The 12,354-nt window shown below is 65.3% G+C and carries 11 protein-coding genes; 7 read left to right on the top strand and 4 right to left on the bottom strand.

The genetic code is table 11. The features are described from left to right. Nucleotides 1-51: 51 nt before the first annotated feature. From tilS to AC0L3P_RS29790, 3 genes are all read left to right on the top strand, one after another. Entirely contained in the window at nucleotides 52-1,104 is a 1,053-nt protein-coding gene (tilS, locus tag AC0L3P_RS29800; RefSeq protein ID WP_473307476.1) for a tRNA lysidine(34) synthetase TilS, read from the top strand. A 266-nt stretch (nucleotides 1,105-1,370) separates the two neighbouring features. Beyond that, nucleotides 1,371-3,293: an ATP-dependent zinc metalloprotease FtsH gene (gene ftsH / locus AC0L3P_RS29795; protein ID WP_007596301.1), complete on the top strand. Its 1,923-nt coding sequence runs from the start codon at nucleotides 1,371-1,373 to the stop codon at nucleotides 3,291-3,293. A 203-nt stretch (nucleotides 3,294-3,496) separates the two neighbouring features. Beyond that, nucleotides 3,497-4,711, top strand: a complete 1,215-nt coding sequence (locus tag AC0L3P_RS29790; protein WP_473307556.1) for an ABC transporter substrate-binding protein — start codon at nucleotides 3,497-3,499, stop codon at nucleotides 4,709-4,711. 248 nt (nucleotides 4,712-4,959) lie between these two features. On the opposite strand, the gene AC0L3P_RS29785 is transcribed toward AC0L3P_RS29790, so the two are convergent. Continuing rightward, nucleotides 4,960-6,441: a hypothetical protein gene (locus AC0L3P_RS29785; protein ID WP_473307474.1), complete on the bottom strand. Its 1,482-nt coding sequence runs from the start codon at nucleotides 6,439-6,441 to the stop codon at nucleotides 4,960-4,962. 297 nt (nucleotides 6,442-6,738) lie between these two features. Here AC0L3P_RS29785 and AC0L3P_RS29780 point away from each other — a divergent pair, with 297 nt between their 5' ends. Further along, complete coding sequence (locus tag AC0L3P_RS29780; RefSeq protein ID WP_106941974.1) at nucleotides 6,739-6,903, top strand: Flp family type IVb pilin; 165 nt, start codon at nucleotides 6,739-6,741, stop codon at nucleotides 6,901-6,903. A 233-nt stretch (nucleotides 6,904-7,136) separates the two neighbouring features. On the opposite strand, the gene AC0L3P_RS29775 is transcribed toward AC0L3P_RS29780, so the two are convergent. After that, entirely contained in the window at nucleotides 7,137-8,120 is a 984-nt protein-coding gene (locus AC0L3P_RS29775; RefSeq protein WP_473307472.1) for a phosphatase PAP2 family protein, read from the bottom strand. Between the two features lie 270 nt (nucleotides 8,121-8,390). Between AC0L3P_RS29775 and AC0L3P_RS29770 the strand changes: the two genes are divergently transcribed. After that, nucleotides 8,391-9,071 carry a TetR/AcrR family transcriptional regulator gene (locus AC0L3P_RS29770; protein ID WP_275169593.1) on the top strand — a complete coding sequence of 227 codons (681 nt, stop codon included), beginning with the start codon at nucleotides 8,391-8,393 and terminating at the stop codon, nucleotides 9,069-9,071. 150 nt (nucleotides 9,072-9,221) lie between these two features. Here the strand turns inward: AC0L3P_RS29770 and pyk are convergent, their stop codons facing one another. Continuing rightward, on the bottom strand, nucleotides 9,222-10,658 hold the full coding sequence (gene pyk, locus AC0L3P_RS29765; protein WP_354065960.1) for a pyruvate kinase: 1,437 nt from the start codon (nucleotides 10,656-10,658) through the stop codon (nucleotides 9,222-9,224). Then, entirely contained in the window at nucleotides 10,655-11,248 is a 594-nt protein-coding gene (locus AC0L3P_RS29760) for a DUF1036 domain-containing protein (RefSeq protein ID WP_275169591.1), read from the bottom strand. Before AC0L3P_RS29760 ends, pyk begins: the two co-directional genes overlap by 4 nt. 177 nt (nucleotides 11,249-11,425) lie before the next feature. Between AC0L3P_RS29760 and AC0L3P_RS29755 the strand changes: the two genes are divergently transcribed. Both AC0L3P_RS29755 and AC0L3P_RS29750 read left to right on the top strand, forming a co-directional pair. Further along, complete coding sequence (locus tag AC0L3P_RS29755) at nucleotides 11,426-11,728, top strand: DUF1244 domain-containing protein (RefSeq protein WP_473307468.1); 303 nt, start codon at nucleotides 11,426-11,428, stop codon at nucleotides 11,726-11,728. Nucleotides 11,729-11,937: 209 nt separating this feature from the next. Next, nucleotides 11,938-12,210 (top strand): DUF2312 domain-containing protein, encoded by a 273-nt coding sequence (locus tag AC0L3P_RS29750; RefSeq protein WP_007596286.1) that lies wholly within the window; start codon nucleotides 11,938-11,940, stop codon nucleotides 12,208-12,210. Nucleotides 12,211-12,354 lie beyond the last annotated feature (144 nt).

The raw sequence follows: 12,354 nt of genomic DNA, 5'->3' as shown, positions 1-12,354 counted from the left end.
CGGATCGCGCTGCGCTAAACATTCGGTCCATCCGCGGACGATTGCAGCGTCATGTCAGAGGACAATTCACCGATCTCGGCGCGTGAGGCCAAGCGCCTCTTCGCAGGCCTGAAAGGCGCGCAGGGACTATTGCTCGCGGTCTCCGGCGGGCCCGACTCGGTCGCGCTGATGTGGCTTGCGGCGCGCTGGCACCGCAGCCTCGCGCGCGGCCCGCGTCTCAGCGTCGTCACCATCGACCACGGCTTGCGGCCAGAGGCGGCGCGCGAGGCGCGCGAGGTCAAGCGTCTGGCGACCGGGCTTGGCTTGCCGCACCGGACCGTGCGCTGGCGCGGGGCAAAGCCGAAAACGGGACTGCCGGCCGCCGCGCGCGAAGCCCGCTACCGTCTGCTTGTGCAGGCCGCGCGTGTCGCCGGTGCGAGCCACGTGCTGACCGCCCACACCCGCGACGACCAGGCCGAGACCCTGTTGATGCGTCTTGTCCGCGGCAGCGGATTGGTCGGGCTGTCGGCGATGGCCCGTCTCACCGAGCGCGACGGCGTCGTCCTTGCGCGTCCGCTGCTCGATGTTCCGAAGTCGCAGCTGATCGCGACCTTGAAGCGGGCGAAGATCAGCTTTGCCGACGATCCCACCAACCACGACCCTGCCTTTACCCGGCCGCGGCTGCGTGCGCTGCTGCCGCAGCTCGCGGCGGAGGGCGGTGATGCCCGCAGCCTGGCTCGGCTCGCGGCAAGGCTGGCGCGCGCCAATGCGGCCGTCGAGGTGCTGACCGATGGAGCCGAGCGCTTCCTCCGTTTGCGGGATCGCGGCGATGCGCCGCAGGCCGTCGTTCGAAGCCTTGAAGCCTCCGCGTTTGCCGCCCTGCCGGAGGAGGTCCGGCTGCGGATCCTGCTGCGGGCCATCAACGCGATCGGGCACGAGGGACCGGCGGAACTCGGCAAGGTCGAATCCCTCCTGGCCGAGCTCGATCAGGCCATTGCCTCGCGTCCCCGCGCACCCGCAAATGGCCGGCCAGCCCTGAAGCAGACGCTTGCAGGAGCCCTGATCAGCCTTGCCGGGGGGCGTATCCACATCGCGCCGGCGCCGTCCCGGCGCAAGGCGGGATAGGGGCGGATCATGGCACCGGCTCGTTTCGCGAGCGCGCCGTGAGGACACCTTAACCAGGCAGGAAAAACCCGGATCAGGGCGCCATTATTTCAGCGGGAATCGGACTAAGATGGGCTAAATAGTCCCATCTCGTTCCCTTGGCAGCGACCGGAGCGACACCTAGATTGTATCCGTCTAACCGAGAGGATTCCTTGGGGATTTCCTCGCGCTGCCCAATAACTGCCCAAGGCTCAGGCCGCGATCCGCGCGACCACGAAGGAAGATCGATGAACGCCAATCTGCGCAATTTCGCCCTCTGGGTCATCATTGTCCTGCTGCTGTTGGCGTTGTTCACGCTCTTCCAGAATCCGGGTCAGCGCGCCTCCTCGCAGGACATCGCCTTCTCCCAGCTCCTGAGCGAGGTTGACCGTGGCAATGTGCGCGACGTCGTGATCCAGGGGCCGGACATTCACGGCACCTTCACCAACGGCTCGAGCTTCCAGACCTATGCGCCGAGCGATCCGACGCTCGTGAAGCGCCTCTATGACAGCAAGGTGCAGATCACGGCGAAGCCGCCCGGCGACAACGTGCCGTGGTTTGTCTCGCTGCTGGTCTCCTGGCTGCCCTTCATCGCGCTGATCGGCGTGTGGATCTTCCTGTCGCGGCAGATGCAGGGCGGCGCCGGCAAGGCGATGGGCTTCGGCAAGTCGCGCGCAAAAATGCTGACTGAAGCGCATGGCCGCGTCACCTTCGAGGACGTCGCCGGCGTGGACGAAGCCAAGCAGGACCTGCAGGAGATCGTCGAATTCCTGCGCGACCCCGGCAAATTCCAGCGCCTCGGCGGCCGCATTCCGCGCGGCGTGCTGCTGGTCGGCCCTCCCGGCACCGGCAAGACCCTGATCGCGCGTGCGGTCGCGGGCGAAGCCAACGTGCCGTTCTTCACCATTTCCGGTTCTGACTTCGTCGAGATGTTCGTCGGCGTCGGCGCCAGCCGCGTCCGCGACATGTTCGAGCAGGCCAAGAAGAATGCGCCCTGCATCATCTTCATCGACGAAATCGACGCCGTCGGTCGTCACCGTGGCGCTGGCCTCGGCGGCGGCAATGACGAGCGCGAGCAGACGCTGAACCAGTTGCTGGTCGAGATGGACGGCTTCGAGGCCAACGAGGGCGTGATCCTGATCGCCGCGACCAACCGTCCCGACGTGCTCGATCCCGCGCTGCTGCGTCCCGGCCGCTTCGACCGTCAGGTCGTGGTGCCCAACCCGGACGTCGTCGGCCGCGAGCAGATCCTCAAGGTCCACGTCCGCAAGGTGCCGTTGGCGCCGGATATCAACCTCAAGACCATCGCGCGCGGCACCCCGGGCTTCTCCGGCGCCGACCTGATGAACCTCGTCAACGAAGCCGCGCTCACCGCCGCCCGCCGCAACAAGCGGATGGTGACCCAGGCCGAGTTCGAGGAAGCCAAGGACAAGGTGATGATGGGCGCCGAGCGCAAGTCGCTCGTCATGACCGAGGAAGAGAAGCTGCTGACGGCCTATCACGAGGGCGGCCACGCCATCGTCGGCCTCAACGTCGTCGCGACCGATCCGATCCACAAGGCGACCATCATTCCGCGCGGTCGTGCGCTGGGCATGGTCATGCAGCTGCCCGAGCGCGACAAGCTGTCGATGTCGCTGGAGCAGATGACCTCCCGCCTGGCCATCATGATGGGCGGCCGCGTCGCCGAAGAGCTGATCTTCGGCCGCGAGAAGGTGACTTCGGGTGCGTCGTCCGACATCGAGCAGGCGACGCGTCTGGCGCGCATGATGGTGACGCGCTGGGGCCTGTCCGAGGCGCTCGGCACCGTGTCCTACGGCGAGAACCAGGATGAGGTTTTCCTGGGCATGTCGGTGTCGCGCACCCAGAACGCATCGGAGGCGACGGTTCAGAAGATCGACACCGAGATCCGGCGCTTTGTCGAAGAAGGCTACAACGAGGCGACGCGTATTCTCACCGAGAAGCGCGCCGATCTCGAAGCTCTCGCCAAGGGCCTGCTCGAATTCGAGACGCTCTCCGGCGACGAGATCATCGACCTGCTCAAGGGCAAGAAGCCGAACCGCGAATCCGTGCTTGAGCCGACCACCCCGCGCGCCTCCGCCGTGCCGCCGGCCGGCAAGTCGCGTCCGCGGCCCGATCCGGATCCCGGCCTGGAGCCGCAGCCGCAGGCGTAATCGCGAACGACAGATTGAATTGAAAAACGCGGCGGAAACGCCGCGTTTTTTGTTGGGTGGTGCTTTTCGAACGTGGGCAACTGAGCATCTCGCAACGAACAGGCCCCGCGACTCATAGCGATTGGAGTCTGCGGTGATGTCGTGGCATGCTCTCCTCAATGAACGCGCGGCTCGACCGCGCAGACAAAGGGGAGGGCAAGCCGATGCGCTTTGCGAGGGCATTGGGCGCGCTTGGCGCCGTATCGTTCGTGACATTCTCGTTCCTGTCCGCCCCATCCGCCGCCGCCGAAATGCGCGGCGTCAGCGCGACCGAGATCAGAATCGGCCAGACCATGCCCTACAGCGGGCCGGTGTCGGCCTTCGGGGCGCTCGGCAAGGGCGAGGTCGGCTATTTCAAGATGCTGAACGAGAAGGGCGGCATCAACGGGCGCAAGGTCAATCTGATCTCGCTCGACGACAGCTATGCGCCGCCGAAATCGGTCGAGCAGACCCGCAGGCTGGTGGAGAGCGACGAGGTGGCACTGATCTTCTCCTCGATCGGTACCGCCCACAACACGGCGATCGCGAAATACCTCCAGTCCAAGAACGTGCCGCAGCTCTTCATCGGCTCCGGCGCCTCGAAATTCGCCGACGTCGCGCAATATCCGCAGGCGACGATGGGCGTGCAGGCGCCGTTCCGCTATGAAGCGCGGCTCTATGCGCGTTACGCGCTGGCGAAGAATCCGAACGCGAAGTTCGCCGTTATCTCGCAGAACGACGATTACGGCCGAGACTATCTCGCCGGGCTGAAGGACGTGCTCGGTGCAAACTACGATAGCGTCGTCACGGGCGCGACCTACGAGATCCAGGACCCTACCATCGATTCCCAGATCGTGAAGCTCAAGGCCTCGGGCGCCGACGTATTCGTGATCGCGGCGACGCCGAAATTCGCGGCGCAAGCGATCCGCAAATCCTTCGAGATCGGCTGGCGGCCCATGACGTTCCTGTCCAACGTTGCGGTGTGGGTTTCGACGGTGATGGAGCCTGCGGGACTGGAAGCCGGCACCGGCATCCTCTCCACTGCTTACGTGAAGGACCCCGACGATCCCGCCTGGAAGGACGATTCCGGCGTCAGGGGCTGGCGCGAGTTCATGACCAGATATTTGCCGGAGGCCGACCAGCACGACACCAATTACGTCAACGCCTACAACAGCGCCATGGCGCTGGAGGCGGTGCTGAAAGCCTGCGGCAATGATCTGTCGACCGAGAACATCCTCAGGCAGGCGTTTGCGATCCGCGATCTCGAATTGCCGATGCTGCTGCCCGGCATCAAGGTCAACACCGGCACCACCGACCATGTCCCGGTCGACCAGATGCAGTTCATGCGCTTCAATGGCAAGAGCTGGGAGCGCTTCGGCGAACTGCAGACGGGCAATTGATGATTGATGAGGGATCGGCTTTTTGGTCGATCCACTGCGAGTCCGGAACTCGATCATCTCTCCCGATTGGGGAAGGTTTGACTTCCTGGACGCCCAATTCAAAGCGCTGATCGTCGTTCGCGAAATTTGCTGGATCGGTCCACTTTCCGACGAAGTCGGCTAAGGAGCAGACGGCGAAGTGGCCCGAGCGCCTGTTCAGGTCTGCTTCACGCTTTGAAGCGGACGTCCCATTCACGGGAGCTACGTTTTCACTTCGGCGGCGTCGCAGCCGCACCGTCCCGAACATGGATCACTGCGATGTCGTCCGTATAGATCCGCTTCCAACCCTTGAGCATGTCCAGGATCTGCGGTCCGGGCGCATCGGCGGTCAATAGCGTTGCGTCGATCTTGTATTCGTCGAGCAGGCGCGGAAGCAGCTCGGGCTTCCTGCCCTCGGTCGCCTTGAAGAAGTCCATGACGAATTTCTCGCCATAGAGCTCGGCGCGGCCGTCCACGTAAACAGGGACGTCGCGCGAGATCAGATAGCCGCCGAACTGGTAGGCGTTGAAGACGCGCTGGACCCTGCGTTGTTCGAGCAAGTCGACTGCCGCGACCGGGGTCTGCGTCATGGTGAAGGTGAAGTGGTGATGCCGCATGTAAAGCGAGGTCGAGGTCCAGCTCGCGGCCACGATCATCAGCGCGCCAAGCGCGGTGACATAGCGGGCCGGCCAGCGGTCGGCACCGGTTGCGTCCGGCTGCGGGCGCGAGGCCAGCTGGCCCAGCGGCTTCGCCAGCACCAGCGGCACCAGGAACGCGAACGCCTCGATGCTCCTGACGTGGGTCAGCGCGCTCCAGGTCAGGAACAGGATCAGGAATATCCTGGGCGCCGAGAGCACGAGGCCGCGATAATAGCCGAATGCGATCAGACCGAGCAGGGCGCCCTCGAACGAGGAGAAGGTGGCAAAGTTCGCCGGCATCCATTCGTAGATCAGCGAGAGCAACTCGCCCAGGCTCAAGATGTTGGTCGCGCCCAGCAGCGTTCTCCAGCCGTACGGCGTACAGCAACTCGCGACCAGTGCACCGATCCCGAACAGCACCCAGCGCAGGAACAGCTGCAGCCGCCGTCCTTTCTCGGCGTGCTCGACGGCCTCGAGCGAGATCGGACCGATCAGCGCCAAGCCGAGCACGAAGCCGCCATGCAAGTTCGCCCACAGCGCCATCAGCGGCAGCCAGTACCAGGACGGTGCGCTCCTGCGGTCGGCAGCCGCCATCAATAGGCCGACCCACGCCACCATGACAGGCAGCGCCACGATGTGGGGACGCGCCAGGACGTGATGCAGCGACAGCAGCAAGGCCAGCATCGCAAACAGCACTGCGCGGGGCGCCTCGATCTGCGCCTCGAGCAGATGGACGAAGATCGCGGCCGTGAGCGCGACTCCCATCGCGGTGAAGATGACGGGACCTGCCCAGCCCCCTTGCGCATGAGCGAAAGCGAACAGCACCTGCGACAGCCACGACGTTGAAATCCACGGCGCGCCCGTCCGCGTGAAGGAAAAGATGTCCGTGTACGGCATGGCGCCGTGATCCAGGATCCATTGTCCGATCTTGATCTGCCAGAACGAGTCAGAGTCCTGAAGCAGCGTGTCGCCGACATACACGAAGAAGAGATAGGCACCCGCACCGACGCACAGCGGCACCAGGGTTCGCGCACGACCCTGCACCGTGATGCTGTTGGCAAAGGAAAGGGACATGCCGCCTCGTCGTCCTGTTGTTTCTGTCGGGGTGCCGAGCGGTCGACATTGGACCACGGTGGTCATAATTCCGGGTAAACCAGTCCTACGGGGCGGCTTGATATCTCAACATTTAACGGATCGTTTTAGATTTCGGTTTACCATCGGCGAATACACGCAAACCGCTCTGTGTTTCCGCAGTCGAATTAACTGCGGCGCAATTCTTTGCCACTACGTTCGGTTCCATGGTCAAGCGGCGCTGGGAAGCCCAAAAAGACCAGATCAGTTGTAGCCTCGTGTACTCATTTGGAGCTCTTTATGAAGAACCTCGTTGCGCGTTTCGCGAAGGATGAATCCGGCGCCACCGCCATTGAATACGGTCTGATCGCCGCCGGCATCGCGCTGGCGATCATCACTGTCGTCAATAACCTGGGCACCACGTTGAACGCCAAGTTCACCTCGATCTCGACCAGCCTCAAGTAAGGCCGGACGGATTGCTGATTTAGAGAGCCCCGTCCTTGACGGGGCTCTCTGCTTTTTGGCCGACGATTTCCGGATCTGGGAGGTTGTGAAGCTGCAGCAAGCTTGTGCGGCGGCAAAACGTCTGCCGCAGCTCCAAGAGCGCAGACGGAAGTGCTCGCACCGTTGAGAAGATTGAAGGTTGAACGTTGCTGGTGGGACAGCGCTACGCGGACCCTAGGGCAACTTGCCGCCCGTCATTCCGCGAGGCCGGTCTGCCAGACCGCCGACGGTGCAGGCGCGGCAGACGTTTGCTGCGCGCGGCGGTGCCATTCGAGATAAGATTTCGCCGCCCAGATCGACGCTGCGGCGACTGCGATGCCGCCGGCGACGTCGATGACGTAATGCGCGCCGATCACCGGAGTCGCCGCGATCATCAGCAGATTGAGTGCGGCCGCGATGCCGCCGAGGCCGCGCACCGGCCACAGCGCCCACATGTAGAGCACGGCGGACGCGGCGTGGAAGCTCGGAAACGAGACAATGCCGGCGAGGAAGAACAACCGGAGCTCGTGCAGGCTACCGTCGCGAAGCGCGAGAATGTCGCGCAACTGCCCGGCATAGATCGCGGTGTTGATTTCGGGAAAATGCGCGGCGGACAGCTGCAGCCCCCAATAGGTGCCGATCGCGGGCACGACGGCGGAGATCGCGATGGTGACCGCGAGCGCGAGGCTCATCGCGAGCATGAACAATTGCAGCCGCATATAGTGCGCCGTCAGTGCCAGCACGACGGGGATGCCCAGCAGCGGCAATTTGATCAGCCCGTATCCGCGAGCCAGACAGTCCGCGAGCCAGGGATGGTCGTTGACGTATCGCGCGATCGGTTCGGGATCGAGGCCGAGAGCACGGTCGATCGCAAGCAGCGCCTGGTCCTGCAGTGGCCAGTTCAGCTTGGCCGCCACATAGCTGAGCGGTCCGACGATTGCGCAGGTGAGAATGATCTGTCCGATCGTGCCGAGCGAAAACAGCAGCTTCGGGTCGGCAAGCTCGCCTTTGACGATGCGGTGGCCATAGGCCACCGCGAGCAGGAGTGCAGCGACTGCCAGCGTCACGCCGTAGGCGACCGGTTCGAGGCTCAGGCCGGTGAAGGAGAGACCGAGCGCCAGCAGGGTGCCCATGGCTGCGATGGGAAGCCAGTTCAGGTGGAAGAGCTGCCAGGCGGTCCGGGCGTCCGTGTCGACCATGCTGCACCGAGGTGGGATCGCAATACCGCAGCACAGTCGCGGGGCAGGTTTAAGATGGCGGTAACGATCGTGGTTACCCCTTCACCAAAGCAGTTCGCGAGGTTTTCAGCTGTTTGAGCTCGCACTTATTTTTGGCGTGACGCTTCATGCATTTGCACCTTGTCATCCACTCTGAATAGTTGTTCAGTCCTTGCGGGGCGATTTGCGACATCAGTGACGAAGCGTTCGGCCGCAGGGCGTGCGGCTGGCGTGTGGGACAGGAAGCGCGCCATGGTTTATCGGCGGACGCATCAAGTGGTGAAGCGCCTTGCGGCTCGGCGCAGTGCGATACTGGCGGCGGCGCGGGAGGCAGCGGCGGAAGGCGGGATGGCGGCGGTGCAGATTGCGCCGGTCGCGGTTCGCGCCAGCGTCGCGGCGGGTACGGTCTACCGCTACTTCCCCTCCAAGGCCGATTTGATTTCCGAATTGATCGCCGAAGTCTCCCGCGACGAGCTCACGGCGATCCGGCGAGCCGCCGATGCCGCACCGGGGCCGTCGTCGGCGCTGGCGGCGGCCGTGACCACCGTGGCGGTCCATACCCTGTCGCAGCGCAGGCTCGCCTGGGGCATCCTGGCCGAGCCGGTCGATGTCGATGTCAGCGCTTCACGCCTCGCAAGCCGGCGCGAGATCGCGGGCGAGATGGCCTCGCGGATCGACGCCGCAGTGCGCGCCGGCCACCTGCCGGCGCAGGACACCGCGCTCGCCGCAACCGCGCTGCTCGGCGCCCTGCACGAGGCCTTGGTCGGACCGCTCGCGCCGGACAATCTCGACGATCCCGCCAGGATGCGCGATGCGGTGCAGACCGTGACGCTGCTGGCGCTCCGCGCGGTCGGCGTCATGGACGCCCGCGCCAGGGGTCTCGTCGTGCAGCAGACGCTGCTGCCGACGGCGAAAGCGCTGGTTGGGGTCTAAAACGTCCGCCTGATCGACCGGGGACCTGATCGCGCCCAGGCCATTGCCCCAGCTCGCCTTTGCGACAAACCCCAGCACATTCGCCGGACCCGCCGGCTACTGTGCATGGGGTTGTTTTCGACGTTTTTTGTTTGCCGCGTGCTGGCGGACCTAGATATTCGCTTCGCCCTCGGGGCCGACCGAGGCGATGCGCACCATGTTGGTGGTGCCGGGGATGCCGAGCGGCACGCCGGCGACGATGATCACGCGCTGGCCGGCCCGGACGAAGCCGTCGCGGAACGCGATCTGGCCGGCGCGGCTCACCATGTCGTCCTGGTCGCGCGCGTCTTCCGCCACCACGCAATGCACGCCCCAGACGACCGACAGCCGGCGTCCCGCCGCGACGTTCGGCGTGATCGCCACGATCGGCGGCTTCGGCCGCTCGCGCGCCACGCGCACGGCGGTCGATCCCGAGCTGGTCCAGCAGATCAGGGCCGGCAGGTCGAGCGTCTCGGCGATCTGCCGCGCGGCGTCCGCGATGGCGTCGCCGGCGGTAGCTTCCGGGGCGGGCCGCTGTGCGGTGATGACGGAGCGATAGATCGGGTCGCGCTCGACCTCCTCGCCGATGCGGTTCATGGTCGAGACGGCCTCGACCGGGAATTTGCCGGCCGCCGATTCCGCCGACAGCATGATGGCGTCGGCGCCTTCGTAGACGGCGGTGGCGACGTCGGAGACCTCGGCGCGGGTCGGCACCGGCGATTGGATCATCGATTCCAGCATCTGGGTCGCGATCACGACCGGCTTGCCGGCGCGCCGCGCCATGCGCGTCATCTGCTTCTGCAGGCTCGGCACGCGTTCCAGCGGCAGCTCGACGCCGAGGTCGCCGCGCGCCACCATCAGGGCGTCGGAGGCGTCGATGATGTCGGCCAGGCGATCGATCGCCTGCGGCTTCTCGATCTTGGCCATCACCGCGGCGCGGCCGCGGATCATCTTCTTGGCCTCGAGCACGTCGTCCGCGCGCTGCACGAAGGACAGCGCGATCCAGTCGACGCCGGTGACCAGCGCCGCCTCGAGGTCGGCGCGGTCCTTCGGCGTCATTGCCGAGACCGGCAGGTCGGTGTCGGGCAGGCTGACGCCCTTGCGATCGGACATCCGGCCGCCGACCACGACGCGCGTCACCGCGTGCTCCTTCGAGGTCTCCTCGGCGATCAGCCGCACCTTGCCGTCGTCGAGCAGCAGCGAATGGCCCGGCCGCAGCGCGGCCAGGATCTCCGGATGCGGGAGCTGGACGCGGGTGGTGTCACCCGGCGCCTTGTCGGAATCCAGCGTGAAGGTCTGGCCATTCTGGAGCTGGACCGCGCCTTCGGCGAACGCGCCGAGCCTGAGCTTTGGTCCCTGGAGATCGACCAGAATGCCGATCGGCCTTCCATAGCTGCTCTCGACGTTGCGGATCGTGGCCACCAGCTCCCGCATCTTGTCGTGCGGGGTGTGGCTCATGTTGATGCGGAACAGGTCGGCGCCGGCCTCGAACAGGCGGCGGATCATCGCGAGGTCCGAAGAGGCGGGTCCAAGGGTCGCGAGAATCTTGATACGGCGAAGACGCCTCATGGCTTACTTCCAGACGGGGGCGAGGGAGCTGGCGGGAGGCCAGGCGCGGCGGGGGGCGTACCACCGGGCGGGCCATTGGGCAAACCTGGAACCCCGGGACCAACCGGGCCGGGTAGACCGGGCACGCGCTGCTGTTTAGACGGCTGCTCGTTGGCATCGGTGAGCTGCACCGTCCAGGCCCGCTGCTCGCCGGTGTCGACCTCGAAATAGCCGGTCCGGTCATAGCCGCGCGCGAGGCAATCCTCGGTGCCGCGGATGGTGAACTCCTTGTCGCGCGAGCACATGAAGGCTTGGCCCGACCATTCGCCGCCGCGGTCATAGTCGATGGCGTAGATGTAATAGAAGCGGGCCACCAACGTTCCGCGCAGCAGGGTCTCGCAGGAACGGGACGAGATGTTCCACCAGCCCTCGGTGGTCCAGCCCTCGGCATCCTTGTAGCCGAGCGCGATGCCGACCCGGCTCGATGTGTTGTTGCAAAGCCGGAAATCGGCGGAGGCCGGGCTGGCCCAGAGGCACAGCAGGCCAACCACCAGCACCGGGACCAACCGGGCGAGCAGGCGAAGGGGGGAGCGGGGAGATTCGGCGATCATTGTCGCGGAAGCTATATCAGATCATTGACGATTTGGCGTAGGGCCCGGGAACTGTTCCGAAGCCGGCTTCGCGCCCGTCTGCGCCGCGATATGGCAAAATCTGTGACAGGCCCCACCTGATCTCGTAAGGGTGACCCATCCAGGTCACAGCCAATTCGTAAGCCGAGGGATCCAGCCATGGCAATCGACGACAAAACCAGAACGGAACTCGAGGCTGCCGCTTTCCGGCGCCTGGTCGATCATTTGAAGGCGCGGACAGACGTCCAGAACATCGACCTGATGAATCTCGCGGGCTTCTGCCGCAACTGCCTGTCCAACTGGCTCAAGGACGCCGCTGACGCCCAAGGCGTCGCCTTGAGCAAGGACGAGAGCCGGGAAGCCGTCTATGGCATGCCCTACGAGGCCTGGAAGTCGAAATACCAGGGCGCGGCCACGCCTGAGCAGCTGGATGGCATGAAGAAGGTTCATCCCGGGCACTGAACGCCCTCGCCGCCAGCCTGATATCCGGTGCCCTTGAGTCGCATCACACAACAGCTTTCTTCGAAACGCCGCAGGAAGGTGTGGGCGCGCTGTGGACGAGCGCGATGCTGCCTTGAACGCGAGAGGTCCGAACCCTAAGGGTCTAACCAGCACGCGCGGTGAGGATGCCGGCGTCACCTCGTTTTGCCAGTTCCATTGGGAGTACCAAGATGGCCACCTCCGCCGCCGTCCGCGACGACGAGCCCGCGACGAAATTTGCCAAGGACCAGCTCAAGTCCATCATCGAGCGCATCGAGCGGCTGGAGGAAGAGAAGAAGGCGATCTCCGACGACATCCGCGACGTCTTCGCCGAGGCCAAGGGCAACGGCTACGACGTCAAGGCGCTGCGCACCATCGTGCGCATGCGCAAGCAGGACCCGAACGAGCGCGCCGAGGCCGAGACGATTCTCGAGACCTACATGCAAGCTCTGGGGATGATCTGAGCTATCGCGGTGGGGGGGGGGGGCGCCCGGCCCGCGGGGGGGGGGGTTTTGTGGCCCGGGCGCCGCCCCCCGCGCCGGGGGGCCGGGAGGACGCGTTGGTGGGGGGGAGGGGGGGGGGGGGGGGCGGGGGAAGATAGGCGGGCG

Source organism: Bradyrhizobium sp. WSM4874 (genome assembly GCF_055811835.1).
Note: the sequence above shows the minus strand (reverse complement) of the source record. Positions and strands in the feature narration are given on the sequence as shown.

Coding starts and splice junctions, on each gene's coding strand:
- tilS (WP_473307476.1), top strand. CDS start 52: ATGTCAGAGGACAATTCACCGATCTCGGCGCGTGAGGCCAAGCGCCTC.
- ftsH (WP_007596301.1), top strand. CDS start 1,371: ATGAACGCCAATCTGCGCAATTTCGCCCTCTGGGTCATCATTGTCCTG.
- AC0L3P_RS29790 (WP_473307556.1), top strand. CDS start 3,497: ATGCGCTTTGCGAGGGCATTGGGCGCGCTTGGCGCCGTATCGTTCGTG.
- AC0L3P_RS29785 (WP_473307474.1), bottom strand. CDS start 6,441: ATGTCCCTTTCCTTTGCCAACAGCATCACGGTGCAGGGTCGTGCGCGA.
- AC0L3P_RS29780 (WP_106941974.1), top strand. CDS start 6,739: ATGAAGAACCTCGTTGCGCGTTTCGCGAAGGATGAATCCGGCGCCACC.
- AC0L3P_RS29775 (WP_473307472.1), bottom strand. CDS start 8,120: ATGGTCGACACGGACGCCCGGACCGCCTGGCAGCTCTTCCACCTGAAC.
- AC0L3P_RS29770 (WP_275169593.1), top strand. CDS start 8,391: ATGGTTTATCGGCGGACGCATCAAGTGGTGAAGCGCCTTGCGGCTCGG.
- pyk (WP_354065960.1), bottom strand. CDS start 10,658: ATGAGGCGTCTTCGCCGTATCAAGATTCTCGCGACCCTTGGACCCGCC.
- AC0L3P_RS29760 (WP_275169591.1), bottom strand. CDS start 11,248: ATGATCGCCGAATCTCCCCGCTCCCCCCTTCGCCTGCTCGCCCGGTTG.
- AC0L3P_RS29755 (WP_473307468.1), top strand. CDS start 11,426: ATGGCAATCGACGACAAAACCAGAACGGAACTCGAGGCTGCCGCTTTC.
- AC0L3P_RS29750 (WP_007596286.1), top strand. CDS start 11,938: ATGGCCACCTCCGCCGCCGTCCGCGACGACGAGCCCGCGACGAAATTT.